25 protein-coding genes, 2 pseudogenes and 1 other annotated feature are annotated in these 25,469 nt (G+C 50.4%); of the genes and pseudogenes, 11 read left to right on the plus strand and 16 right to left on the minus strand.

Annotation, left to right across the window (positions count from 1 at the left end):
• Positions 1–21: 21 nt before the first annotated feature.
• The 3 genes from HV345_RS13480 to HV345_RS13490 are packed head-to-tail and all read left to right on the plus strand — an operon-like array spanning position 22 to position 2,969.
• Positions 22–756, plus strand: coding sequence for an outer membrane protein OmpK (locus HV345_RS13480; protein ID WP_181635684.1), 735 nt, complete (start codon positions 22–24; stop codon positions 754–756).
• A 17-nt stretch (positions 757–773) separates the two neighbouring features.
• Positions 774–1,736, plus strand: a complete 963-nt coding sequence (locus tag HV345_RS13485) for a nucleoside hydrolase (protein WP_080858713.1) — start codon at positions 774–776, stop codon at positions 1,734–1,736.
• Between the two features lie 3 nt (positions 1,737–1,739).
• Positions 1,740–2,969: a NupC/NupG family nucleoside CNT transporter gene (locus HV345_RS13490; RefSeq protein WP_016152867.1), complete on the plus strand. Its 1,230-nt coding sequence runs from the start codon at positions 1,740–1,742 to the stop codon at positions 2,967–2,969.
• Positions 2,970–3,009: 40 nt separating this feature from the next.
• Here the strand turns inward: HV345_RS13490 and ihfA are convergent, their stop codons facing one another.
• The 8 genes from ihfA to thrS all read right to left on the minus strand — a co-directional run bounded on the left by ihfA (position 3,010) and on the right by thrS (position 10,293).
• Positions 3,010–3,309 (minus strand): integration host factor subunit alpha, encoded by a 300-nt coding sequence (gene ihfA, locus HV345_RS13495; RefSeq protein WP_003030571.1) that lies wholly within the window; start codon positions 3,307–3,309, stop codon positions 3,010–3,012.
• Positions 3,310–3,313: 4 nt separating this feature from the next.
• Positions 3,314–5,701 carry a phenylalanine--tRNA ligase subunit beta gene (pheT, locus tag HV345_RS13500; protein WP_181635685.1) on the minus strand — a complete coding sequence of 796 codons (2,388 nt, stop codon included), beginning with the start codon at positions 5,699–5,701 and terminating at the stop codon, positions 3,314–3,316.
• A gap of 15 nt (positions 5,702–5,716) precedes the next feature.
• Positions 5,717–6,700: a phenylalanine--tRNA ligase subunit alpha gene (gene pheS, locus HV345_RS13505; RefSeq protein WP_016152865.1), complete on the minus strand. Its 984-nt coding sequence runs from the start codon at positions 6,698–6,700 to the stop codon at positions 5,717–5,719.
• A 167-nt stretch (positions 6,701–6,867) separates the two neighbouring features.
• Positions 6,868–6,992, minus strand: a sequence feature (Phe leader region).
• A complete protein-coding gene (gene pheM / locus HV345_RS26235; RefSeq protein WP_001386830.1) occupies positions 6,943–6,987 on the minus strand; it encodes a pheST operon leader peptide PheM in 45 nt (14 codons plus the stop codon). It overlaps the preceding feature by 45 nt.
• Positions 6,993–7,112: 120 nt before the next feature.
• On the minus strand, positions 7,113–7,469 hold the full coding sequence (rplT, locus tag HV345_RS13515; protein WP_003030578.1) for a 50S ribosomal protein L20: 357 nt from the start codon (positions 7,467–7,469) through the stop codon (positions 7,113–7,115).
• A gap of 55 nt (positions 7,470–7,524) precedes the next feature.
• A complete protein-coding gene (gene rpmI, locus HV345_RS13520; protein WP_003030583.1) occupies positions 7,525–7,722 on the minus strand; it encodes a 50S ribosomal protein L35 in 198 nt (65 codons plus the stop codon).
• A 96-nt stretch (positions 7,723–7,818) separates the two neighbouring features.
• Positions 7,819–8,361 (minus strand): translation initiation factor IF-3, encoded by a 543-nt coding sequence (gene infC, locus HV345_RS13525; protein ID WP_048997935.1) that lies wholly within the window; start codon positions 8,359–8,361, stop codon positions 7,819–7,821.
• Between the two features lie 3 nt (positions 8,362–8,364).
• Positions 8,365–10,293: a threonine--tRNA ligase gene (thrS, locus tag HV345_RS13530; protein WP_016152864.1), complete on the minus strand. Its 1,929-nt coding sequence runs from the start codon at positions 10,291–10,293 to the stop codon at positions 8,365–8,367.
• A gap of 304 nt (positions 10,294–10,597) precedes the next feature.
• Between thrS and yniD the strand changes: the two genes are divergently transcribed.
• On the plus strand, positions 10,598–10,705 hold the full coding sequence (gene yniD, locus HV345_RS13535) for a small membrane protein YniD (protein WP_003030590.1): 108 nt from the start codon (positions 10,598–10,600) through the stop codon (positions 10,703–10,705).
• 167 nt (positions 10,706–10,872) lie between these two features.
• Here yniD and HV345_RS13540 read toward each other — a convergent pair whose 3' ends face one another.
• The gene (locus HV345_RS13540; protein ID WP_181545929.1) at positions 10,873–11,631 is read right to left on the minus strand and encodes a YdiY family protein; all 759 of its coding nucleotides are present in this window, start codon (positions 11,629–11,631) and stop codon (positions 10,873–10,875) included.
• A 287-nt stretch (positions 11,632–11,918) separates the two neighbouring features.
• On the opposite strand from HV345_RS13540, the gene pfkB reads away from it, so the two are divergent.
• On the plus strand, positions 11,919–12,848 hold the full coding sequence (gene pfkB, locus HV345_RS13545) for a 6-phosphofructokinase II (protein ID WP_181635686.1): 930 nt from the start codon (positions 11,919–11,921) through the stop codon (positions 12,846–12,848).
• Between the two features lie 269 nt (positions 12,849–13,117).
• Positions 13,118–13,978 (plus strand): fructosamine kinase family protein, encoded by an 861-nt coding sequence (locus tag HV345_RS13550; protein ID WP_016152861.1) that lies wholly within the window; start codon positions 13,118–13,120, stop codon positions 13,976–13,978.
• A gap of 64 nt (positions 13,979–14,042) precedes the next feature.
• Here HV345_RS13550 and HV345_RS13555 read toward each other — a convergent pair whose 3' ends face one another.
• Positions 14,043–14,579, minus strand: coding sequence for a YniB family protein (locus HV345_RS13555; RefSeq protein ID WP_019076635.1), 537 nt, complete (start codon positions 14,577–14,579; stop codon positions 14,043–14,045).
• Between the two features lie 168 nt (positions 14,580–14,747).
• On the opposite strand from HV345_RS13555, the gene hxpB reads away from it, so the two are divergent.
• The 4 genes and pseudogenes from hxpB to tcyP all read left to right on the plus strand — a co-directional run bounded on the left by hxpB (position 14,748) and on the right by tcyP (position 17,779).
• The gene (gene hxpB, locus HV345_RS13560) at positions 14,748–15,416 is read left to right on the plus strand and encodes a hexitol phosphatase HxpB (protein ID WP_103928135.1); all 669 of its coding nucleotides are present in this window, start codon (positions 14,748–14,750) and stop codon (positions 15,414–15,416) included.
• 30 nt (positions 15,417–15,446) lie between these two features.
• Positions 15,447–15,569: pseudogene (locus HV345_RS13565) on the plus strand (SDR family oxidoreductase); the annotation flags it as partial.
• A gap of 83 nt (positions 15,570–15,652) precedes the next feature.
• The gene (locus tag HV345_RS13570) at positions 15,653–16,252 is read left to right on the plus strand and encodes a metal-dependent hydrolase (protein ID WP_087050648.1); all 600 of its coding nucleotides are present in this window, start codon (positions 15,653–15,655) and stop codon (positions 16,250–16,252) included.
• Positions 16,253–16,387: 135 nt separating this feature from the next.
• Complete coding sequence (gene tcyP, locus HV345_RS13575) at positions 16,388–17,779, plus strand: cystine/sulfocysteine:cation symporter (protein ID WP_019078417.1); 1,392 nt, start codon at positions 16,388–16,390, stop codon at positions 17,777–17,779.
• Between the two features lie 56 nt (positions 17,780–17,835).
• Here the strand turns inward: tcyP and cedA are convergent, their stop codons facing one another.
• Positions 17,836–18,078 carry a cell division activator CedA gene (gene cedA / locus HV345_RS13580; protein WP_029139771.1) on the minus strand — a complete coding sequence of 81 codons (243 nt, stop codon included), beginning with the start codon at positions 18,076–18,078 and terminating at the stop codon, positions 17,836–17,838.
• A gap of 212 nt (positions 18,079–18,290) precedes the next feature.
• Between cedA and katE the strand changes: the two genes are divergently transcribed.
• The gene (katE, locus tag HV345_RS13585) at positions 18,291–20,549 is read left to right on the plus strand and encodes a catalase HPII (protein ID WP_181635687.1); all 2,259 of its coding nucleotides are present in this window, start codon (positions 18,291–18,293) and stop codon (positions 20,547–20,549) included.
• A 36-nt stretch (positions 20,550–20,585) separates the two neighbouring features.
• Here katE and chbG read toward each other — a convergent pair whose 3' ends face one another.
• From chbG to chbC, 5 genes and pseudogenes are all read right to left on the minus strand, one after another.
• On the minus strand, positions 20,586–21,344 hold the full coding sequence (gene chbG / locus HV345_RS13590) for a chitin disaccharide deacetylase (protein ID WP_016152855.1): 759 nt from the start codon (positions 21,342–21,344) through the stop codon (positions 20,586–20,588).
• Positions 21,345–21,356: 12 nt separating this feature from the next.
• Positions 21,357–22,712 (minus strand): 6-phospho-beta-glucosidase, encoded by a 1,356-nt coding sequence (locus HV345_RS13595; protein WP_047417871.1) that lies wholly within the window; start codon positions 22,710–22,712, stop codon positions 21,357–21,359.
• A gap of 124 nt (positions 22,713–22,836) precedes the next feature.
• A pseudogene (chbR, locus tag HV345_RS13600) lies at positions 22,837–23,678 on the minus strand (transcriptional regulator ChbR).
• 10 nt (positions 23,679–23,688) lie between these two features.
• The gene (chbA, locus tag HV345_RS13605; protein WP_003030618.1) at positions 23,689–24,036 is read right to left on the minus strand and encodes a PTS N,N'-diacetylchitobiose transporter subunit IIA; all 348 of its coding nucleotides are present in this window, start codon (positions 24,034–24,036) and stop codon (positions 23,689–23,691) included.
• Positions 24,037–24,090: 54 nt separating this feature from the next.
• Positions 24,091–25,449: a PTS N,N'-diacetylchitobiose transporter subunit IIC gene (gene chbC, locus HV345_RS13610; protein ID WP_003030619.1), complete on the minus strand. Its 1,359-nt coding sequence runs from the start codon at positions 25,447–25,449 to the stop codon at positions 24,091–24,093.
• Between the last annotated feature and the right edge of the window lie 20 nt (positions 25,450–25,469).

Consider the following 25,469-nt stretch of genomic DNA (forward strand, 5'->3'; position numbering starts at 1 on the left):
CCACCAAAATAGGGATATAAAATGAAAAAAATCGCCTTCGGGGCTTTATTATCGTGCGTAGCTTTTTCCTCATTAGCTGAACAACAATACGGTTGGGGAAATATACATTTTGACTATCAATCCTGGGATGCCGGTGTTAAAGACCTCGAATATGAACAAGCCTTAATTGGTATTGAGGGAGGTATTGGTTTTGATTGGGGTGAGATGTACGGTTTTTATGATTTTGAAAATATTCTAGACGACGAGGGAAATCAGGGGCAGACTGCGAATGGTGAAATCCATACCTACCTCTGGAAAACGGGTGCCAGCCTATTTACAAAAGTCTATAATTCGCAAAGCCCTAATTTTAAAGAGACGAATCAATTTATTGGGCTTGGCTATACCGACCTGAAAGGCGATGGATGTTGGTTTAAACCCTGGATTGCTCGTCAGTATATTACCGCGCACAGTAATTTTGGCCCAGCTTATGATATTAATGGACTCAATGGTTTCTCAATTGGATGGAACGCTGGTTATGCTTTCAATCTTCTCAACCAGGACTTCTTACTGTCCAATTGGAATGAAATAGAACTTGACCGTAATGATGACTATACCGCTAACAATCATGGTAGCAATGGTTTAAACGGCGGCCTGAATATTACCTGGAAAATCATGCCTCATATATCCACCACATTAATGTATCGATACTTTTATAACAAACTTGGTGCGGATGGATATGGCGATATTCTCATTTATCGACTGGCCTACGACTTCTAACTTAAGGAACATTAACGATGTTAAGTATCCACTGGCCTGAATTAACTTCAGCGCAGCGTATTGCCTTAATTACGCCACCTAAGTATGGCAAAGTGCCTATCGTTATTGACAGCGATACCTACAATGAAATTGACGATCAGATGGCCATTGCCTGGGCATTCTTACACCCGGAGCGCCTCGATCTGCAAGCTGTATACGCCGCTCCGTTTACCAACCACTATTTTGGTAAAGAGGGCTCACACACATATGTTGACGATCCCGCAGTAGGCATGCAACTGAGCGTCGATGAGATCTATCGCGTATTTAACAAACTCCCCCGCCGCGAAAACATACCGCAAATATTCCAGGGTTCAACACGCTATCTGAAAGATAGCAACCAGCCGGAGATGTCAGCTGCAGTACAGGATTTGATTAACCGGGCAAGAACGGCTGAGCAAACATTACATGTACTCGCAATCGCCGCGCCGACCAATATCGCTAACGCACTGCTCCTCGCGCCGGACATCGTCACAAAGATTCATGTCATCTGGCTTGGGGGTAACAGTTATGCCTGGAAAGATAATCATGAATTCAACCTGATGCAGGACATTGCGGCGAGTCGGGTACTTTTTGATAGCGGCGTAGCGCTCACCCAAATCCCCTGCTTTGGCGTGGCTAACACTATGGCCTCATCGGTCCCAGAGATGCAGCACTATTTTGCAGAGACCAGCCGCATTGGTAGCTACTTTGCTGAAATTGCCCCGCGATGCCCCTGGATTGGTTTTGCATCCCGCAAAGTCATTTGGGATATCACTACGGTTGGCTATGTCCTGAATCCTGACTGGTTCACCTGTGAATACCGTACATCCCCTTTGATCAATGACAATCTGAGCTGGAGTTTTGATAACCGCCGTCACGTCATTCAGGTCGCAAAATTTATTGAGCGGGATGCTCTCTTTAAAGATCTTTTCCGTAGCATCATTGATGCCGATGAGGGATAAACCATGCAGATACTCATCGTCATACTTGGCATTGTTGTCCTGTTACTCGTTGCCTGGCTATGTTCAGAAAATCGCAAAGCTATCCGGTTTCGCACCGTTGGCGGCGCCTTTGCAATCCAGGCTCTTTTTGCTGCATTTATCCTGTATGTCCCCTTAGGGGAAAAAATCTTACTCGCCATATCAAACAGTCTGTCAGGCATGCTGAACTATTCGTCGGAAGGGATTAACTTTCTCTTCGGGAATCTCGGACAGTTCAAAATGGGGTTTGTATTTGCCGTGCATGTTCTGCCGATTATCATTTTTATGTCAGCATTGTTCTCCGTGCTGTACTACCTGGGCATCATGCAGTGGATTATCCGTCTCATCGGTACGGGTATCCATAAACTGCTACGCACCAGCCCGGCAGAATCCATGGCTGCAACGGCCAATATTTTTGCGGGCAATACTGACGTCTTCGTCCTGATGAAGCCTTATGCGCCACGCATGACGCGCTCAGAACTGTTTGCACTCATGACAGGTGGTGTGGCCTCTATCGCAGGCTCAGTGCTGGTAGGCTATGCCAGTATGGGGATCGAAATTCGCTATCTGGTAGCCGCCTCTTTTATGTCAGCGCCAGGCGGTCTGTTAATGGCGAAAATGCTGTTTCCAGAAACGGAACCCGAAAACACTGCCGACGTGTCAGGCGATATGCTTGGTCAAGATGAAAAGCCTATCAACATCGTTGAAGCGGCTACAAATGGCGCGACTATCGGGCTGAAGCTCGCCGCTAACGTGGGGGCAATGCTTCTGGCACTGATTGCATTAATTGCTATGGTGAACGGCTTGTTGGGCTGGTTTTGTAGCTTTTTCGGCTATGGTAACGTCACGCTACAATTTATCTTTAGTTACCTCTTTGCTCCGGTTGCCTGGCTGTTGGGCATTCCCGCTAACGAAGTCTTGCAAATTGGCAGCCTGTTAGGTCAAAAATTGGTGTTGAATGAGTTCGTCGCGTATACCAGCTTTATTCCAATGAAAGACCAACTGTCGGAATATTCGCAGATAATAACGATCATGGCGCTGGCTGGGTTTGCCAATTTGTCCTCTCCTGCCGCATTGATTGGCGTACTGGGGGGGATTGTGCCGGGGAAAAAAAGTTTCATTGCTAAAATGGGGCTTAAAGTGATCCTGGCGGGCACGTTGTCTAACCTGCTGAGCGCAGCACTGACCGGGCTGTTTTTCCTTCTGGCCCACTAAGAAAAAAGGCCGCATTCGCGGCCTTTTTAGTTAGTTCAGATTACTCTTCTTTCGGCGTTGCGTTTTCAACCCGGCTTTTTAACTTCTGTCCGGGTCTGAAGGTCACCACGCGCCGTGCTGTAATGGGAATATCTTCGCCCGTTTTCGGATTACGGCCCGGACGTTGATTCTTATCACGCAGATCGAAGTTACCAAAACCAGAGAGTTTTACCTGCTCACCATTTTCCAGAGCACGACGGATCTCTTCGAAAAACAGCTCGACCAGTTCTTTGGCATCCCGCTTGCTAAGCCCAAGCTTATCAAACAGATATTCTGACATTTCAGCTTTTGTAAGCGCCATAGGTTCAATCCCTCAATGATGCCTGGAATCGCTCTTTTAATGCCTCTACACATTTGGCGACGGTAGCGGCAATCTCCTCTTCTTCAAGTGTACGGCTGGTATCCTGAAGGATCAGGCTGATAGCGAGGCTCTTATAACCCTCCGCAACACCCTTACCGCGGTACACGTCAAACAAGTTTACGCCAACTACCTGATTTACGCCAACTTTCTTACATTCGGATAAAATATCCGCAGCGGGAACGTTTTCTGCCACAACGACCGCGATGTCGCGACGGTTCGCCGGGAAGCGAGAAACTTCACGCGCCTGAGGCACCACGCGGTCTGCGAGCTTGTTCCACTCCAGTTCAAACACCAGAGTGCGACCGTTCAGATCCAGTTTACGTTCCAGTTCAGGATGAACAACCCCAATGAAACCAATGCGTTCACCTTTCAGATAAATCGCCGCAGACTGCCCCGGATGCAGTGCTGGATTCGCTTCAGCTTTGAATTGAATATCCGCCAGCTTGCCGGTCAGGTCGAGAACCGCTTCCAGATCGCCTTTCAGATCATAGAAATCAACGGTCTCTTTTGCCAGATTCCAGTGTTCATCATGACGGTTACCGCAGATCGCGCCCGCCAGCATCAGATCCTGACGGATCCCGAGGTTGGCCTGCGTGTCCGGTACGAAACGTAAACCCGTTTCGAAAATACGCACGCGGTTTTGCTGACGATTCTGGTTGTACACTACCGTAGACAGCAAGCCGGTCCACAGGGATAAACGCATTGCCGACATATCAATCGAGATTGGGCTTGGCAGCAGCAGCGCTTCTTCACCCGGGTGCAGCAGCGCCTGGACTTTCGGGTCGACAAAGCTGTAGGTAATAACTTCCTGGTAGCCTTTGTCATTCAGCATGGTTTTTACGCGTTTCAGCGACAAATCCGCTTCACGATGCGTACCCATGATAAGACCCGCCTGAATTGGCATATTCGGGATATTGTCATAACCGTATACGCGGGCGACTTCTTCGACCAGGTCTTCTTCGATCTCCATATCGAAACGCCAGCTCGGCGCTACCGCTTTCCACTCATCTTGCCCTTCCGTGACATCACAACCCAGACGGCGCAGAATATCGCTCACCTGCTCATCTGCAATATGGTGTCCGATCAGACGATCCAGTTTGCTACGGCGCAGCGTAATGGTTGCGCGTTTTGGCAGCGAGGCTTCGTTCGTCACGTCAATGATTGGACCCGCTTCGCCGCCGCAGATATCAATCAGCAGGCGCGTAGCACGTTCCATGGCTTTATGTTGCAGCGCCGGATCGACACCACGCTCATAGCGGTGAGACGCATCGGTGTGCAGACCGTGACGACGTGCGCGACCGGTAATAGACAGCGGGCTGAAGAACGCGCATTCCAGCAGGACGTTTTGCGTTTCATCATTCACACCGGAGTGCTCGCCACCAAAGATGCCGCCCATTGCCAGCGCTTTGTTATGGTCCGCAATCACCAACGTATCCGCATTCAGCTTCGCTTCACTGCCGTCCAGCAATACCAGGGTTTCACCTTCTTTTGCCATGCGGACAACAATCCCGCCTTCAATGCGGTCTTTGTCGAATGCGTGCATCGGCTGGCCCAATTCGAGCAGCACATAGTTAGTCACGTCAACCACGGCATCGATCGAGCGGATGCCGCAACGACGCAGTTTTTCTTTCATCCACAGCGGGGTTGGCGCTTTAACGTTAATGCCTTTCACCACGCGGCCCAGATAGCGTGGGCAGGCTTCCACCGCGTCGACCTGAATCGGCAGGACGTCGCTAATGGTTGCGGCTACTGGCGCTATTTCCGGCTCAGCCAGAGGGGCTTTGTTCAATACAGCTACGTCACGTGCCACACCGATAATGCCTAAGCAGTCGGCGCGGTTCGGAGTGACGCTGATTTCGATAGTATTATCGTCAAGCTTCAGGTATTCACGGATATCGGTACCAATTGGTGCATCGACAGGCAGTTCGATAATACCGTTGTGATCGTCGGAAATGCCCAGCTCGGAGAACGAGCACAGCATGCCTTCAGACGGCTCACCGCGCAGTTTCGCGGCTTTGATTTTGAAATCGCCCGGCAGAACGGCACCAACGGTTGCTACAGCCACTTTCAAACCTTGACGGCAGTTTGGCGCACCGCAGACGATATCCAGCAGGCGGTCGCCGCCGACATTCACCTTGGTGACGCGCAGTTTGTCAGCGTTAGGATGCTGAGCGCACTCAACCACTTCACCCACTACAACGCCGTTGAACGCGCCAGAAACAGGATCCACACCGTCAACTTCCAGACCCGCCATCGTGATTTGGTTTGACAACGCATCGCTATCAATCGCCGGGTTTACCCATTCGCGTAACCACAGTTCACTGAATTTCATTGTTTTATCCTGCCTTTATTTAAACTGTTTGAGGAAACGCAGATCGTTTTCGAAGAAAGAACGCAGATCGGTTACGCCGTAACGCAGCATGGTCAGACGCTCCATACCCATACCGAATGCAAAGCCAGAGTAGATTTCCGGATCGATACCGACGTTACGCAGCACATTCGGATGAACCATTCCGCAACCCAATACTTCCAGCCATTTGCCATTTTTACCCATCACATCGACTTCCGCAGAAGGTTCGGTGAACGGGAAGTAGGAAGGACGGAAACGAACCTGCAGGTCTTCTTCAAAGAAGTTGCGCAGGAAATCGTGCAGCGTGCCTTTCAGGTTGGTGAAGTTGATGTTGGTATCAACAATCAGCCCTTCCATCTGATGGAACATTGGGGTGTGCGTCTGATCGTAGTCGTTACGATATACGCGGCCCGGAGCGATAATACGGATCGGCGGCTGTTTTTCTTTCATGGTGCGGATCTGCACGCCGGAAGTCTGCGTTCGCAGCAGACGAGTCGCATCAAACCAGAAAGTGTCGTGGTCAGCGCGCGCCGGGTGATGGCCAGGAATATTCAGCGCATCGAAGTTATGATAGTCATCTTCGATTTCCGGACCGGTCGCCACGGTAAAGCCCAGCTCACCAAAGAAACTTTCAATGCGATCGATAGTCCGCGTTACCGGATGCAAACCGCCGTTTTCGATACGACGCCCAGGCAAGGAGATATCGATCGTTTCTTCAGCCAGACGAGCATTCAGCGCGGCATTTTCTAATTCGGCTTTACGCGCGTTCAGCGCTTGCTGAACCTGCTCTTTGGCTTCGTTTATCACCGCACCTGCTGCCGGGCGCTCTTCTGCCGGCAGTTCACGCAGGGTAGTCATCTGAAGGGTCAGGTGCCCTTTCTTGCCCAAATATTCGACGCGGACATTGTCTAACGCGGCAACATCTGAAGCCTGGTTAATGGCGGCCGTTGCACTGGCAACCAGCTCTGCGAGATGTGACATGGTTTTCCTCGTTATGTTGCGATATTCACTAGTCGCTCGTATATACACAAAATCATTCTGGCTGAGTCAAGGCAGCAGTAGAGCGCTAATCCTCAGGAGCGTACACACGTACGAGACTGGGGGAAGCGACTGCAGCCAATGCAGAGGCAGCCTGAAGGATAACGTGTATAAAAAAAGCCTCCACCAGGGAGGCTTTTAGGCGCTGTTTTCCGTTTCTTCTTTCACGCGCAAGCCTCCTGAGTTCAGGTGCTAAAGTAAAAGAAGAAGCGGAAAATAGCAGCATTCATGCTTGCGTTACCTTGTGTGGTAAAAACCGAACAACCTTTATTGAAAAGGCTTACGGATAAATTGTCAACCAATTGATTGCACTACAAATAAAAGAGAGGGAGCCAGGCTCCCTCTTTTCACCGGCTTATGCCAGAGCTGCTTTCGCTTTTTCGACCAGAGCGGTGAACGCTACTTTGTCGAATACTGCGATGTCAGCCAGGATCTTACGGTCGATTTCAACAGAGGCTTTTTTCAGGCCGTTGATGAATTTGCTGTAAGAAATACCGTTCTGACGTGCTGCTGCGTTGATACGCGCAATCCACAGTTGACGGAACTGACGCTTTTTCTGACGACGGTCACGATAAGCGTACTGACCAGCTTTGATAACAGCCTGGAAGGCAACGCGGTATACGCGAGAACGCGCACCGTAGTAGCCTTTAGCTTGTTTCAAAATTTTCTTGTGACGTGCACGGGCAACTACACCACGTTTTACGCGAGCCATATGTGCTCTCCTGTATCTATATTCTTAGTAAAAAAATTAATTAAACGTTAACGGCTTATGCGTACGGCAGGCACGCGATAACCAGACCCAGATCGCCTTTAGAAACGAGGCCTTTTGGACGCAGGTGACGTTTACGCTTAGTAGATTTTTTGGTCAGAATATGACGCAGGTTTGCGTGCTTACGCTTAAATCCACCACCACCGGTTTTTTTGAAGCGCTTAGCAGCACCGCGTACGGTCTTAATTTTTGGCATTTTAATAACTTCCACTTCGCATTGTTAATAAACGAAACGTAGGCGAACAACGGCTGTGGAGCCCGCAGGCTCCACAGACATTGCTACTTGAAGGCCTTACTGTTTCTTCTTAGGAGCGAGCACCATGATCATCTGGCGGCCTTCGATCTTCGTAGGGAAGGATTCGACTACTGCCAGTTCACTCAGATCGTCACGGACGCGGTTGAGCACTTCCATACCGATCTGTTGGTGGGCCATCTCACGACCGCGAAAACGCAGCGTGATCTTAGCCTTATCGCCATCTTCCAGAAAGCGTACCAGGCTGCGGAGTTTTACCTGGTAATCGCCATCGTCGGTGCCAGGACGGAATTTAATTTCCTTAACCTGGATAACTTTTTGCTTTTTCTTCTGTTCCTTAGAAGACTTACTCTTTTCATAAAGGAACTTGCCGTAGTCCATAATACGACAAACTGGCGGTTCGGCGTTAGGGCTGATTTCAACTAAATCTACTCCAGCTTCTTCAGCTTTTTCGATCGCTTCTCTCAGACTCACAATACCCAAAGCTTCGCCTTCCAGACCTGTTAAGCGAACTTCCAGGGCGCGAATCTCGCCATTGATACGATTCGGACGTGCCGTTTGAACTCGTTTTCCGCCTTTAATACCTTATTCCTCCAGTTGTTGAAGACTGCGGCTGCGAATCTCTTGTTGCAGCTTCTCAATCACTTCATTTACGTCCAGGCTGCCCAAGTCTTTGCCACGACGGGTGCGCACGGCAACTTTGCCTGCTTCTACCTCTTTGTCGCCACAGACCAACATGTAAGGGACACGACGTAAAGTGTGCTCGCGGATTTTAAAGCCAATCTTCTCATTTCTCAAGTCTGCTTTTACACGAATACCCGCATTTTGTAGTTTCTGCGTTAATTCGTTGACGTATTCAGACTGTGAATCGGTGATGTTCATGACGACAACCTGAACTGGCGCAAGCCAGGTCGGGAAGAAGCCAGCGAACTCTTCGGTCAGGATACCGATGAAACGTTCCATCGACCCAAGAATTGCGCGGTGAATCATAACCGGCACCTGACGCTCGTTGTTTTCGCCAACATAAGAGGCGCTTAAACGGGACGGCAGAGAGAAGTCCAGCTGTACAGTACCGCACTGCCATGCACGATCGAGGCAGTCATACAGGGTAAATTCAATTTTCGGACCGTAGAATGCGCCCTCACCCAGTTGGTACTCAAACGGGATGTTGTTTTCTTCCAGCGCAACGGCCAGGTCAGCTTCAGCACGGTCCCACATTTCATCGCTACCGATACGTTTTTCGGGGCGAGTGGACAGTTTGACGACGATTTTCTCGAAGCCAAAGGTGCTATACATATCGTAGACCATACGAATGCAAGCGTTAACTTCATCACGGATCTGCTCTTCTGTACAGAAGATATGTGCATCATCCTGAGTGAAGCCACGAACGCGCATCAGGCCATGCAGCGCGCCTGACGGCTCATTACGGTGGCAGCTACCAAACTCAGCCATACGCAACGGCAGATCACGATAGGATTTCAGACCCTGATTGAAGATCTGCACGTGGCCCGGGCAGTTCATGGGCTTAATGCAGTATTCACGGTTCTCAGAGGAGGTCGTGAACATCGCATCTTTGTAGTTATCCCAGTGACCTGTTTTTTCCCACAGCACACGGTCCATCATGAACGGACCTTTAACTTCCTGATACTGGTATTCTTTCAGTTTTGAGCGAACAAAGACTTCCAGTTCACGGAAGATTGTCCAGCCATCATTGTGCCAGAACACCATACCCGGCGCTTCTTCCTGCATATGATACAGGTCAAGCTGCTTACCGATTTTACGGTGGTCGCGTTTGGCCGCTTCTTCCAGACGTTGCAGGTAGGCACTCAGGGCTTTTTTATCGGCCCATGCAGTACCATAAATACGCTGCAGCATCTTGTTATTGCTGTCGCCACGCCAGTATGCCCCAGCGGTCTTCATCAGTTTGAAGTGATGACAGAAACGCATGTTCGGCACGTGCGGGCCACGGCACATATCGACATATTCTTCATGATGGTACAAGCCAGGCTTGTCATCATGGGCAATGTTTTCATCAAGAATGGAGACTTTATAGGTCTCGCCACGCTTCACGAAGGTTTCACGCGCTTCGTACCAGCTGACTTTCTTCTTAATGACATCGTAGTTTTTCTCAGCGAGCTCGTGCATCCGCTTCTCGAGCGCGTCGACATCTTCCTGGGTTAGCGTACGGTCAAGATCGATATCGTAGTAAAAACCGTTATCAACAACCGGTCCGATCGCCATTTTGGTGTGCGGCCAGAGTTGTTTGATCGCGTGCCCTAACAGGTGCGCACAGGAGTGACGAATGATCTCCAGACCTTCTTCATCCTTCGCGGTGATGATGGAGAGCTTCGCATCATGCTCAATCAGATCGGAAGCATCTACCAGCTCACCGTCAACACGGCCAGCAATAGTGGCTTTCGCCAGACCTGGACCGATGTCCAGCGCAACATCCATGGGGCTTACAGCGTGGTCGTAATGGCGTTGGCTGCCATCAGGAAGAGTAATAACAGGCATGTTATATCCTTATTTGCAGTGGTGACCCACACGTAAGATCACATACAAAGATTCAATATTTAAAATCATCAAAAAGGTGTGGGCTGATTCCCGCTTCACTCTGCGAAATATGTCACTGGTCGCCTTAATGGCTACACTGGACCTACACCCGCTTTTTGATAACACCGTTTGACAGTGTACACGGCATTACGAGCCGATCAAAGCAACAATCAACGCGCACTCTATGATGTAAATCAATTCACTGACACCCTGACGTTTTTGTTACACTTGTATAAAGTCATCTAACCTGAGCAGGAAAAGGACAATGCCAACAAATCGCTTTGCGAAGAAACACTGGAAGATGGTTGTGATACTGCTCGTTATTTGTGCGGCAATGCTGATGCTACGTTGGGCTGCGATGATCTGGGGTTAAAATACTGGCACACGCTGTTCCGGTTCCGTTGTATTTATCAATTAAATCGAATTCGTCTGAAAATAGCGCGTTATTGATAAGTATTAAAAATAAAACACAGATTTAATATTAAATAAATTTAACGTTAATTGAGAAAAGCCGGGCCAATTATTTGACCCGGCTTGTCATTACATACGATAGCCGAGTGACACAGTAGTACGACGATCGGTATGCTCCGGCGCTGTTGCCGGTGGTTCAGAGTTCCAGGTAACGTTGTAAGCCACCTTTAACCCAAAGTGTTCGTTGATAGCAACGTTCAAGGCCGTTTCAGAATTGAGCGTTGTATCGTCAGCACCAAATACCGACACACCTTGCGTAAACTTAGTATTGTCCGTCATCTGCCACGCATAGGCCCCGGACGCATAGCCCAGCGGCTGTGTTTCGGTGGTGCCATCCGTGTGCTCGTCATAGCGCACACCAGGACCGAATTCAAAACGGAAGCTGTGCACTGGTCCGTTGAGGAACTGACGACCATAACCTGCGGTTAGCACGTCACGCTCGCGATAGCCGTTGTAACGGTCGGTCAGCCAGCTTGCCTGACCAAAGAGATAGTCATAGTCGGTCATGTTGTAACGACTACGGCCACCTACGGCATATTTCTCCGATGAACGCTCATCATTTGAGGAGGTATTGCTGGCATTTCCCCACAAAGACCACGCCGTAGTTTGACCGTACCAGGTCATGGTGGTGTCTGCAGTTAAAGAAGAACTTTTTGTGTTGCCTGACTGGGCGAGATATCCCGCGTTCAGGTTACCTTCAAAGGTTTTTTTCGCGCTGGAAGGGTCATCCATGACAGTAAAAACGGAATCATCGGCGGCAGCCTGCATTGACGCAAGCAGGCCACCCGTCAGCAGTAACGCTGCGGGCACTGTCTTCAAAAGCTTCATTTATTAAGAGTCCGTACAACAAAAAAAGAGACCATAACGGTCTCGGAAACTTTCATATGGATCAATGACAAAAGACCCTTGAAAGGTAACAAATTATAAAAAGACTCGAATAACATAGCAATAAATTCTTATTTCATTTTTTGAATAAGAGCGTTCCTAAACCGTTTTTTTATTTATATATCTTTAACGCGAATATTTTAAATAAAGATATGAAAAATCATGTTGTTAATTACTTCACTTTCGGGGGGTTAAGTGCCAGACTGAGGACAGCCTAACAGGAGGTAAAGATGGTACGTATCTATACGTTAACACTTGCGCCCTCTCTCGATAGCGCAACAATCACGCCGCAAATCTACCCGGAAGGTAAGCTTCGCTGTACCTCGCCGGTTTTTGAACCCGGCGGCGGCGGTATCAACGTCGCTCGCGCAATTGCCCATCTTGGCGGCACCGCTACGGCCATCGTCCCTGCGGGTGGCGCCACCGGAGAGCATCTTGTTGCTTTGCTCGCCGACGAAAATGTTCCCGTATCCACCGTCGAAGCTAAAGACTGGACCCGACAAAATCTCCATGTCCACGTTGAGTCCAGCGGCGAACAGTATCGCTTCGTCATGCCAGGCGCTGCGCTCACCGATGATGAGTTCTACCAACTTCAGGATCAGGTGCTGGAAATTGAGTCTGGCGCACTGCTGGTTATTAGCGGCAGTTTGCCGCCTGGCGTACAGTTTGAGAAGCTGACCCGGCTCATTACCACAGCACAAAAACAAGGGATTCGCTGTATCGTCGATAGTTCTGGCGAAGCGCTGGCTGCAGCATTAACCATCGGCAATATCGAACTGGTCAAACCCAACCTCAAAGAACTGAGCGCGCTGGTGAATCGCGAACTCACGCAGCCCGATGATGTGCGCAACGCCGCACAAGAAATCGTGCAAAGCGGAAAAGCGCATCGCGTAGTGGTCTCGCTTGGACCACAAGGAGCGCTGGGCGTTGATCGTGAAACCTGTGTCCAGGTGGTTCCGCCACCGGTGAAGAGTCAAAGTACCGTAGGTGCGGGCGACAGTATGGTCGGGGCCATGACGCTTAAACTGGCGGAGAGCGCACCTTTTGCAGATATTGTTCGTTACGGCGTCGCCGCAGGTAGCGCCGCCACCCTGAATCAGGGTACGCGTCTGTGCGCTTTAGACGATACGCAAAAAATATACGCGTATCTGGCTCAGTAATGACGGCTTCCCCTTGTCTAGATACAAGGGGATTTCCCCGTAAAACTGTCGGCATGGGTGTTATACGTCTATGATAAAAAATCACATGATTACAAAGCAGTGAATCATGTGCGACTAGGCGTCTTCACAACTATGCGAGGTGAAGAAGAACGACACACATTAAGTGCCTTTCCAGCGATGACGCGTCCGTGGTGTGCGTCAGTTCGTGTTTTTTAACCGCATTCTTGCGCTAACCTTATGATCTGGCAGACAACATGGGGAGAGACATCATGTGGCAGGCTATCAGTCGTCTTTTAAGCGAGCAATTAGGTGAAGGCGAAATCGAACTGCGTAACGAACTGCCCGGCGGAGAGATCCACGCCGCATGGCATTTACGCTATGCGGGGCGCGATTTTTTCGTTAAATGCGATGAAAGAGAGCTGTTAACCGGCTTTACGGCGGAAGCCGATCAGCTGGAGCTACTTTCTCGCAGTCAAACCGTATCTGTACCGAAAGTCTGGGCGGTAGGCGCAGACAGAGATTACAGCTTTCTGGTGATGGATTTCCTCCCTCCCCGTCCGCTTGATGCGCACAACGCGTTTATCCTCGGCCAACAGTTGGCGCATTTGCATGAATGGAGCGATCAGCCGCAGTTTGGGCTCGACTTCGATAATGCGCTCTCTACCACGCCGCAGCCCAACACCTGGCAACGTCGCTGGTCAACCTTTTTTGCCGAGCAGCGTATTGGCTGGCAGTTGGAACTCGCCGCTGAAAAAGGCATTGCGTTTGGCAATATCGACGCCATTGTCGAGCATGTTCAGCAGCGTCTCTCTTCCCATCAGCCGCAGCCATCTCTTCTGCATGGTGATTTGTGGTCCGGGAACTGCGCCCTTGGCCCGAACGGCCCGTACATCTTTGACCCTGCCTGCTACTGGGGGGACAGAGAGTGTGACCTGGCAATGCTGCCGTTACATACCGATCAGCCGCCGCAACTCTATGACGGTTATCAGTCTGTTTCTCCGCTACCATTGGATTTTCTCGACAGACAGCCTGTCTACCAGCTCTATACGCTGCTGAACAGGGCTATTCTGTTCGGGGGACAGCATCTGGTCGTGGCGCAGAAAGCGCTGGACAGGTTACTGGCGGCTTAGCAAAGTCGCACGTTGCTTATCTGGCCTGGCGTTTCGCAACGCGTCAGGCCTGATAGTGCAGCAGTTACAAAAAGCCCAGTAATGAAAAGAAGAAGTAGCCAATCACGATAACGATCACCGGCAAAATATAAAGCGGGAAAATTTGTAAAAAGATCGTATGGTGCGGTACCACAATACGCGACTCAAGTTGCTCGCGTGATAACCCTTCACTGCCCTTTGCCTGTTCCAGAATCAACTGATCCTCAACGCCCTCGCGTAAATAACGCGCCTGACGGCTCATTCTGGCGCCTGAATCCTGCAACGCCAGACCGATAAAAATCAGAATGAAAATCAGCCAAAAAACGAGATTCAGTCCACTTTGAAAATCGGGCGTCGGCGAGTTATACCAAAACACGTTAAGAAAAGGTGTGTTCACGCGCATCATGTCGATCATCACGTGAGCAAAATCGAGCATGACCGCGTTAATCCCTTCCTGCTTTTCGCTGTGCGCATACATAAACTTCAGTACTGAAACCAGGGTTGAAATCAGCGCGGGAATGAAAATCACCCATCCCACCAGCCTTTTCAAGATGGCAATGCGTCCAGCTTGTTGATACGTCATGAGTTCCCCTTGATTAAGACGTGTCATTTTGGCCTAAGTTTACCCGTTGATTATCGTTTTCGCCTGATCTTTAAAGGCGGTATACTGCTGAATTAGCCATAATGAACGCTCAGAGCCCGTCCTGGCTGGCTCTTAATCCCTTTTATCACCCGTAAAGGAGAGGTTGTGATGTCAACCCCGCGTCAAATTCTTGCTGCAATTTTCGATATGGATGGATTACTGGTCGATTCTGAACCGCTTTGGGATCAGGCCGAACTGGATGTGATAGCAAGTTTAGGCGTTGATATCTCCCGCCGCCATGAACTTCCCGATACACTTGGCTTACGCATCGACATGGTGGTTGATTTATGGTTTGCGCAGCAACCGTGGAACGGTCCCTCACGTCAGGAAGTAACCGAGCGCATCATTACCCGCGCAATTGCGTTAGTTGAAGAAACAAAACCACTGCTGCCGGGCGTGCGTGAGGCCGTGGCATTGTGTAAATCTCAGGGGTTGAAAGTAGGACTGGCATCCGCCTCGCCGCTGCATATGCTGGAAAAAGTGCTAATCATGTTTGATCTGCGCAGCAGCTTCGACGCACTGGCTTCTGCGGAAAAACTGCCCTACAGCAAACCGCACCCGCAGGTTTATCTCGATTGCGCGGCGAAACTGGGCATTGACCCTATAAACTGCGTAGCACTGGAAGACTCGGTGAACGGCATGATTGCTTCGAAAGCCGCCCGTATGCGTTCCATCGTGGTACCTGCGCATGAAAATCAGGACGATCCTCGCTTCGTTCTGGCCGACGTCAAACTGGCCTCGCTCACCGAACTCACTGCCGCTCACCTGCGCGGCTAATCCTGCGACGGGCAATGATCGCATTGCCCGCCTGCCGGACGCTGGGGCACGCCTGATGACCTGAAAGGCCCGGTCGTGTTTCTCGCAAATGCTGCCTCGGACTATATACATGGCTATATGCTGGCCGTGGATGGCGGTTGGCTGGCGCGGTAAAGGCGCACTTGTGACAAAGGGTTACAACGTCACCTCTTCCGCCTACTGTATAAAATCCCTATACTGTATGAATCGACAGTTTATTGGGTTTTATCATGACGGCAGAAGGTCACCTTCTTTTTTCTATTGCCTGTGCGGTATTTGCCAAGAATGCCGAGCTAACGCCCGTTCTTGCGCAGGGTGACTGGTGGCATATTGTTCCTTCAGCCATTTTGACGTGCTTGCTGCCGGATATCGATCATCCAAAATCCCTGCTGGGGCAGCGTCTGAAGTGGATATCAAAGCCCATTGCCCGGGCATTTGGTCATCGCGGATTTACACATAGCCTGCTGGCGGTTTTTGCCCTGCTGGCCACGTTTTACCTGAAAGTCCCTGATACCTGGATAATTCCAGCGGATGCCTTACAAGGTATGGTTCTCGGTTATCTCAGCCACATTCTGGCCGACATGTTGACCCCGGCGGGCGTCCCCCTGCTTTGGCCCTGCCGCTGGCGTTTTCGTCTGCCTATCCTCGTGCCGCAAAAAGGCAACCAACTGGAGCGGTTTCTGTGCATGGCGCTGTTCGCGTGGGCAATCTGGATGCCGCAGACCGTACAAGAGAACAGTGCGGTGCGCTGGTCATCACAAATGATAAATACGCTGCAAATGCAGTTTAATCGTTTTATAACGCACCAGGTTGACTAATAAATCAGCCATAAAGTTATTTTTGGCATAAACAATTCCATTTGAATATAAGAGGCAAGTCACAGTTCTGCTAATCTTGCGCCAACAGAATCACCGTCACACGGTGATACGCATAATAAGATCAGGAGAACGGGGATGAACTATCCATTAATCGCGAACATTATCGTGTTCGTAGTGCTGCTGTTCGTGCTGGCGCAAGCCCGTCACAAGCAGTGGAGTCTGGCAAAAAAAGTACTGGTCGGTCTGGTCATGGGTGTGGTGTTTGGCCTCGCCCTGCACACCATTTATGGTTCCGACAGCCAGGTTCTTAAAGATTCTGTACAGTGGTTCAACATTGTCGGCAACGGTTATGTCCAACTGCTGCAGATGATTGTCATGCCGCTGGTGTTTGCGTCTATTCTCAGCGCCGTTGCGCGTCTGCACAACGCCTCTCAGTTAGGTAAAATCAGCTTCCTGACCATCGGTACGCTGCTGTTTACTACGCTGATTGCCGCGCTGGTAGGGGTTCTGGTGACTAACCTGTTCGGCCTGACCGCGGAAGGTCTGGTGCAAGGTGGGGCCGAAACCGCTCGTCTGAACGCGATTGAAACCAACTATGTTGGCAAAGTAGCTGACCTCAGCGTTCCACAGCTGGTGTTGTCGTTTATCCCGAAAAACCCGTTTGCCGATCTGACCGGAGCTAACCCGACGTCAATTATCAGCGTGGTTATCTTCGCTGCATTCCTCGGTGTTGCCGCACTGAAGCTGCTGAAAGATGATGCGCCGAAAGGCGAGCGTGTGCTGGTTGCTATCGATACCCTGCAAAGCTGGGTGATGAAGCTGGTTCGTTTGGTGATGCAGTTGACACCATACGGTGTTCTGGCGCTGATGACCAAAGTGGTTGCGGGCTCCAACCTGCAGGACATCATCAAGCTGGGTAGCTTCGTCGTGGCCTCTTATCTCGGTCTGGGCATTATGTTCGTGGTACACGGGATCCTGTTGGGTGTTAACGGCGTTAGCCCGCTGAAATACTTCCGCAAGGTGTGGCCGGTGCTGACTTTCGCCTTCACCAGCCGTTCCAGCGCAGCCTCAATTCCGCTGAACGTGGAAGCGCAAACCCGTCGTCTGGGCGTGCCTGAATCCATCGCCTCTTTTGCCGCCTCCTTTGGCGCCACCATTGGCCAGAACGGTTGTGCAGGGCTGTACCCGGCAATGCTGGCAGTAATGGTCGCCCCGACCGTCGGGATCAACCCGCTGGACCCGATGTGGATTGCGACGCTGGTCGGTATTGTCACCGTCAGTTCCGCAGGGGTTGCGGGTGTGGGTGGCGGTGCAACGTTTGCCGCGCTAATCGTCCTGCCAGCTATGGGTCTGCCGGTCACGCTTGTTGCGCTGCTGATTTCCGTTGAGCCGCTGATCGATATGGGCCGTACCGCGCTGAACGTGAGCGGTTCTATGACAGCCGGTACGCTGACCAGCCAATGGCTGAAACAGACCGATAAAACAATTCTGGACAGCGACGATAACGCCGAACTGGCGCATCGCTAAATCTGAAAAACAAAAAACCGCCGGAGTGTCATGCTCCGGCGGTTTTTTTATATCCATTAATCGCTCAGTTCATTTTCCTGGCGAACCTGATTAGCCCAGCGTTGCGCTGATTCCGGGACCGTAAATGCAGGCGAACGCTGAAACGCCTCCCCTATTAAGACAAAAGCGACATATTTTCCGCGCAGTATCCATACGTCACGAAACGCATCCATTTTAACTGCATGCTCTGGTGGGGCTGGCTCCACGCGAGGAACATAGCTAATTACCGGACGATTTTGTTGGCGAAGAGGTTTCATAATCAGTTGCTTCACTAAAGACTAATTCTAAAAATCAGAAAACGGCTATCTTAGCCGATTTTGCCTCCTGACGTCCTGCCTTGCGTGCGCTGTTTGCCTGGTTCATCGCGCTTTACGCCCTCGGTCAGTTCCTGCACCACTGAGCAAGTGGTCTATAGTTAAAGCTTTTGACGGCAACAACGACCTTTAAGCGATGAAAACAGGAGACGAGTTTAATGTCACAGAATGATAAGCACCCACTCCATCACTCAGCGCCGGTTCATGATGCCAGCGAATCCCAGCCAGGACTTGACTCACTGGCGCCAGCAGACGGTTCACATCGGCCAACACCTGAACCCACGCCACCAGGCATGCAACCCACCACGTCCGGTAGCTTAAAAGCGCCTGACACCAGAAGTGACAAACTCAACGCGCTGGATAGTTTTCGTAAAGGCAGCGAAGATTTTGCTCTGACAACCAATCAGGGAGTGCGCATCGCGGACGATCAAAACTCTCTGCGCGCAGGAAACCGTGGGCCAACTCTGCTGGAAGACTTTATCCTGCGGGAAAAAATCACCCATTTTGATCACGAACGCATCCCGGAGCGGATCGTACATGCCCGAGGTTCTGCTGCTCATGGTTACTTTCAGCCCTATGCCAGCCTCAGCGCGACAACGAAAGCGGACTTTCTGAGTGATGAAAATAAAATCACCCCGGTTTTTGTCCGTTTCTCTACGGTTCAGGGCGGCGCAGGCTCAGCGGATACGGTCAGAGATATTCGAGGATTTGCGACCAAATTTTATACTGAGGAGGGCATTTTCGATCTGGTGGGAAACAACACGCCAGTCTTCTTCATTCAGGATGCCCATAAATTCCCGGATTTCGTTCATGCGGTAAAACCGGAACCGCATTGGGCTATCCCACAGGGTCAAAGCGCCCACGATACCTTTTGGGATTATGTCTCGTTACAGCCAGAAACGTTGCACAACGTTATATGGGCGATGTCTGACCGGGGTATTCCACGCAGCTATCGCACGATGGAAGGCTTTGGCATTCACACGTTCCGGTTGATAAATGCGCAAGGGAAAGCCACCTTTGTCCGTTTTCACTGGAAACCGCTGGCGGGCAAAGCTTCGCTGGTATGGGATGAAGCGCAAAAACTTACCGGTCGTGATCCCGATTTTCATCGCCGCGATCTGTGGGAAGCTATTGAAGCAGGCGATTATCCGGAATACGAACTGGGGCTGCAGCTCATTCCTGAAGAAGACGAATTCAAGTTCGATTTTGACCTGCTCGACCCCACCAAGCTGATCCCGGAAGAGCTGGTTCCGGTGCAACGCGTTGGTAAAATGGTGCTGAACCGTAATCCGGATAATTTCTTCGCCGAAAATGAACAAGTCGCTTTTCATCCCGGACACATCGTCCCTGGTATTGATTTTACCAACGATCCCTTGCTGCAAGGCCGCTTGTTTTCTTATACCGATACCCAGATCAGTCGCCTGGGCGGGCCCAACTTCCATGAAATCCCGATTAATCGCCCGACCTGCCCGTACCATAACTTCCAGCGTGACGGTATGCATCGTATGGACATCGATACCAACCCGGCCAACTATGAACCTAATTCCATCAATGATAACTGGCCGCGTGAAACGCCGCCGGGGCCAAAACGCGGTGGATTTGAGTCGTATCAGGAACGGATTGAAGGAAACAAAATCCGCGAACGTAGCCCCTCTTTTGGCGAATACTATGCGCACCCTCGCCTGTTCTGGCTAAGTCAGACGCCAATTGAACAGCAGCATATTATCGGCGGATTCAGCTTCGAACTCAGCAAAGTTACGCGCCCCTATATTCGGGAAAGAGTGGTCGAACAGTTAGCCCATATTGATACAGCCCTCGCCGAGGCGGTTGCCGATAATCTCGGTTTTGAGCTAACCGAGGAACAGGCCAAAATCGCCCTACCGGCTAACGTCAATGGTTTGAAAAGTGCGCCGTCACTCAGTTTATATGCGGGTGCGCAAGGTGAGATTAAGGGCCACGTGGTCGCCATTCTACTTAATGACCAGGTGAAATCAGGCGACCTGCTTGCCATTATGCAAGCCTTACAGGCCAAAGGCGTTCACGCCAAACTGCTCTATTCCCGAATGGGTAATGTGGTTGCCGATGATGGTTCCGTCCTGACAATCGCCGGTACCTTTGCGGGTTCACCATCGCTGACCGTCGATGCGGTTATCGTTCCGTGTGGCAATATCGCAGATATCGCTATGAACGGTGATGCCCGATATTACTTACTCGAAGCGTATAAGCACTTAAAACCTATCGCACTGGCTGGCGATGCGCGTCAGTTTAAAGCAACGTTGAATATCAAAAATGAAGGAGAAGAAGGCGTGGTGGAGGCAGACAGTGCAGACGCACAGTTTATGGATACCCTGCTGACGCTAATGACTGCGCACCGCGTCTGGTCACGCGCCGGAAAAATCGACACGATCCCTGCCTAAAAAAATGCGGCGCATTATGCGCCGCAAACTCAGGAGTTAGACGTTCAGAAAACTGCCAAGACGATAACCGCGCTCCGCAATAGCATATTTCAGTGACGGAGACGTCAGCACGTCGAGCTCAGTTAAGCGGGGGTAACAGTAGGCACTTTGACGAATAATGTCATCGATAAAGGCCGGATGACACATCACTTCCAGCGAGGACTCTCCCCGGTCTGCTGACGCGTCAAGCGTTTGCAAAAACAGGGCTTCAGAAATCGCTTCGCCATAAAACTCGCTGCTGAATCCCTGGGAAGTCCGTAACGTCTGCGGAAAGTCAGACGCCTGGAATACCGCCTGACGATCGATCCGTAACGCAATCCCCCGTTGGGCAGCAAACCCGGCCACGATAGGGAAAATCTGCGGGAACATATGCACATGGTGATGGCTATCCAGATGCGTTGGCTCCCGCCCGAACAGGTCAATAAAACGCTGATACTGCGCGGCCAGTTCCTGAGAAATTTCATCCAACGGCAAGGTGTCTTCTTCAGCCATCTGCCAGATCCATTTTCCCAGTAACCCGTCACGAGTAAGGCCTGGCATTGCCGTCAACGGCCTGCCCAGCGTCAGAACAAAATGCATCCCAACGGCTAGTTCAGGTATGTCGCGACTCAGCTGTACCGCATGGTCAATGGCTGCGCCATTAACCAGTGCGGTTGTCGAGGTGACCACGCCATTGCGACAGGCTTCAACAATGCCGTAGTTTTGTCCTTTACTCAGGCCAAAATCATCCGCATTTACAATCAGTACGCGTTCCATAGCCGACCTCAGTTAGTGTTGTTCGCTTTTGAGTTTCTCGATACACCCGGCGAAGTTTGGCAGCCATTTTTCATGCGCCAGAATCAGCTCACGCGCCAGAATCTCGGCATCGCTGTCAGAATGCACCAGCGGACTCAGGTTCAACGCCAGCAGCACATCATTCAGCTCACCGCTCAGTGCCGCATTGCTCGCCGCGACTTCAAAGCCTTTTATGGTATAGATAAGGCCGAGCACTTTCTCATCAAAATGGGTAATACGTGGGTGCGGCGTGGCGCCGTTGCGTCCCAGTGTACAGGTCATCTCAACCGCCCAGTCCGCCGGGATATTGTCAACATGCCCATGGTGCGGAACGTTGACATAGTGCTCGGTCTGTTTGTCGTTGTAGATGGCGTTGATCACTTCACAGGCCGCATCGGAGTAATAGGCTCCACCGCGCTGTTCCAGCTCTTTCGGTTTCACGTTCAAATCCGGGTTTTTGTACAGTTCAAACAGTTGTTTCTCCACTTTCTGTACCACCTGAGCGCGAGCGCCGCCCTTATAGTATTCACCCATTTCAATCGCCAGCATCTCTTTTGGCTTGAAGTAATAGAGCAAATATGAGCACGGCAGCAGTTTCAGCGAGCGAATCAACCCTTCACTGAACGGCAGATCGAAGATATTCTTCACGGTGGAGGCTTTCAGTTGACCTGAAGCCACGCCATCCAACAGTTCATCAAAGCGTGATTTACCATTCACCAGTACGTCTTTAATAAAGACCATATGGTTCAGACCGAACAGATCGATGGATAAGTCATCGCTCTCTTTCAGCGCCAGTACATCGCTAATGAACATTTTCATGCCGACAGGAATATTACATACACCGATGAATTTCTTAAAATTCGTATGGCGATATACCGCTTCCGTCACCATCCCGGCCGGGTTAGTAAAGTTAATCACCCACGCATTCGGGCACAGTTCTTCCACATCTTTGACAATATCAAAGATAACCGGAATAGTACGCAGACCTTTGAACAGCCCACCAGCGCCGTTGGTTTCCTGCCCCAGATACCCGTGGCTCAGCGGAATGCGTTCATCCTTTTCGCGGGCTTTCAGTTGCCCTACGCGCAGTTGGGTGGTAACGAAATCAGCATCTTTCAGCGCTTCACGGCGGTCCAGCGTTTTAAACAACTTCATCGGCACGCCAGCTTTATCGATCATGCGCTGGCAAAGGTCAAAAATAATGTCCAGCTTCTCTTTTCCATCGTCGACATCAACCAGCCACAATTCAGAAACCGGTAATTCATGATAGCGCTTAATAAAGCCTTCAAGTAACTCAGGGGTGTAGCTGCTCCCGCCACCGATAGTGACGACTTTTAATTTCTGGCTCATACTTTCTCCCTTCAGTGTCAAAACACTGACGTGTATTATGCTCAACCCGTTTGTCAGGTATAGCGTGGCTGTCCCGACGCTATTTTGGGCAAGCTATAAAAAATGGGTTATTGGCAAATAATATCTACTGATTAAATTCAGTTAATTTCTTACGATAGCTATTAGGTGTAAATGACGTCAGCTTTTTAAACGTTTTAATAAACAGGCTTGGACTACTGTAGCCAGATTCGTAAGCAATATCCGTTACAGAATAGTTAGTCATTTCCAGCTGTTTTTTAGCAAAGTTAATGCGGATTTCATTAATGATCTGCATCGGCGTCTTGCTGTAATAACGCTGGGTTGCACGGGTCAGATACTCCTGGGATTTCGCGGACAGGTGTACCATGTTTTCCAGCGCATTCTCGCTAAACTGCCGTTTGTCATGCATGGTCTCCACGGTGGTTTTAAGCCACTGGGGAATATCATCCAGCACCTGCTCTTCGCGATGATGGCGCAACCGGTTAATAATATAGAAGGTGACCACTTCTACAAATTCATCCAGCCCACTCTCGCGAAAGTTCAGTGATGCAATAACCGTTTCAATGTAAGTGAGAAACGAATTATTCGCCCGATAGACCTGCGATGCTACGAAACAAAATGGCAGCAGCGGGTGGTAGTGCTGTTCAAAAAAGCGTTTACTGATACCGACGTTCAGGATCCTTGTCGCCCCAAAATCATAAAAACTCTGGTGGTGCGATCCCAATGGAATAAAAACAAAGTCCCCGCGTTCGAGCAATACGCGTTTACCGTTGATTTCCTGATAATAGCGCCCGGTTAAAACCAGGGTAAATTCGTAGTAGTCATGCTGATGCAGCCCGCTGATGCTCTCAGTTTTGTTGTAGATGAACACATGGAAATTTTTGCCATAAATAGCTGCTGCTCATAGACGGTTTTGATTTCCGGTGCGTTAATCTGTAGCTGCATTATGCACTCCTCGCTATTTCAGCTTTTCGTGAAGCTCAATCAGTTCAGTCACCAGCTCACGCGCCAGCATTGATGTCATCAGGTGGTCCTGAGCATGAACCAGCACCAGGCTAACTTTCATTTTACCTTCGCCCTGATCGCCTTCAATCAGTTTCGTTTGCACGAGGTGCGCTTCATTCAGCGCCAGGCGAGACTGGTCCATCATAGCCTTAGCTGACTCGAAATCGCCTTGCTTGGCCATTTTGAGCGCGCCGTACGCCAGGCTACGCGCCTGACCGGAGTTGATGATGAGACCCATCACCACTTCTTCAAGTTCTTCTGCTTCTGACTGCGTGTCGACGATGTTCTCGATATCCAACATACTTTTTTCCTCTGGTTCAGTCCGGCATGACCGTGAAGCCATGCCGGATTAAATTTAGAATTTCAATGCGTTAGCGATATCTTCTTCGCTTTCTTCTTGATCAATAACGTTCTGCGCTTTGTTGGCTACCACCACGAACGGCAGGTAAACCAGCGTGGCGATACCGAGGTTGAACAGCGCGACCAGCAGAGCAGCGACGCTACCGTTGGTGTTAAAGAACGCGCCCAAACCGGTTGGCATGGTCCACGGTGCGATGTTGGTAATCGGTGGAATAATGCCGGAGTAATAAGCTGCCAGCGTAATCGCCGCCAGAATCGGCTGCACCAGAATGAACGGGATAAACATCACCGGGTTCATGATGATCGGCAGACCGAACAGGATAGGTTCGTTAATCTGGAACAGGCCTGACGGCAGTGCCAGTTTAGCAACCTGACGATAATCCGGACGACGCGATGCCAGGAAGATAGCGATAATCAGACCCAGCGTAGCCCCGCTACCCCCGAGGAAAATATAGGAGTCGAGCATCGGTTTCGCCCAGACGTGGAAGGTCTTTCCGGCTTCCAGCGCGGCGTCTACGGAACCAAACTGTTGGTAGATGGAGATGTTTTCCAGCGCCCATGGCGTCATGATACCGCTGTCCAGCGCGGTCAGCGCCAGTGAACCGTGAATACCGAAGAACCACAGCAGCGGAACAAAAATCACGTAGGCCCAGCCCACCACGCTGCCCAGCGATGCCAGCGGAGTTGAAATGGAATCCATGATGATCTGGTGGAAGTTCGTACCCCAGGTGTTCAATGCCCAGGCGATGATCCCCATAATGGAGAGGATAAGGAAGCCAGGAATCAGCGCAGAGAAAGAGCGCGACACGGATGTCGGTACGCTATCAGGTAATTTAATTACCCAATTGCGACGGACCACAAAGGTGAACATTTCCGCGACCGCGAGGCCGATAATAATACCGGAAATAATATTGGCACCGCCGAGCCAGTTCGCGCCAACGGCATAGGCTTCACCCACGCTATATGGCGTTACGGTCATAAACGCGGCGACGGATAACAGCCCGGCAGCCAGAGAGTCGACTTTGCGTTCTTCTGCCAGCGCCATACCGATAAAGAACGGCGCCATCAATGACATGATACCCAGCGTACCGTTATAGACGTTTCCACCAATGCCTTTCAAACTATTCAGCGTTTCAATAGTTGAAGCATCAAGTCGAATGCCCATTGAATAAAAAAACGACCCCTCCCCAAAGCTCAGGAAAACGTTATTGATTAATACAAACATGGCCCCTGCGAGGGTTAACGGCATTAAACGAATAAAACCGTTTTTGATTGCATTAACGTGTGGCTGCTTTCCAATTTTTACAGCAAAAGGAAGGAGTACCTTTTCAAGTGAAGCAATAGCGTTACTCATAGAAAAATACCCTTAAATAC

The sequence above is a fragment of the Citrobacter sp. RHBSTW-00986 genome (assembly GCF_013783065.1).
GTDB classification, from domain to species: domain Bacteria; phylum Pseudomonadota; class Gammaproteobacteria; order Enterobacterales; family Enterobacteriaceae; genus Citrobacter; species Citrobacter braakii.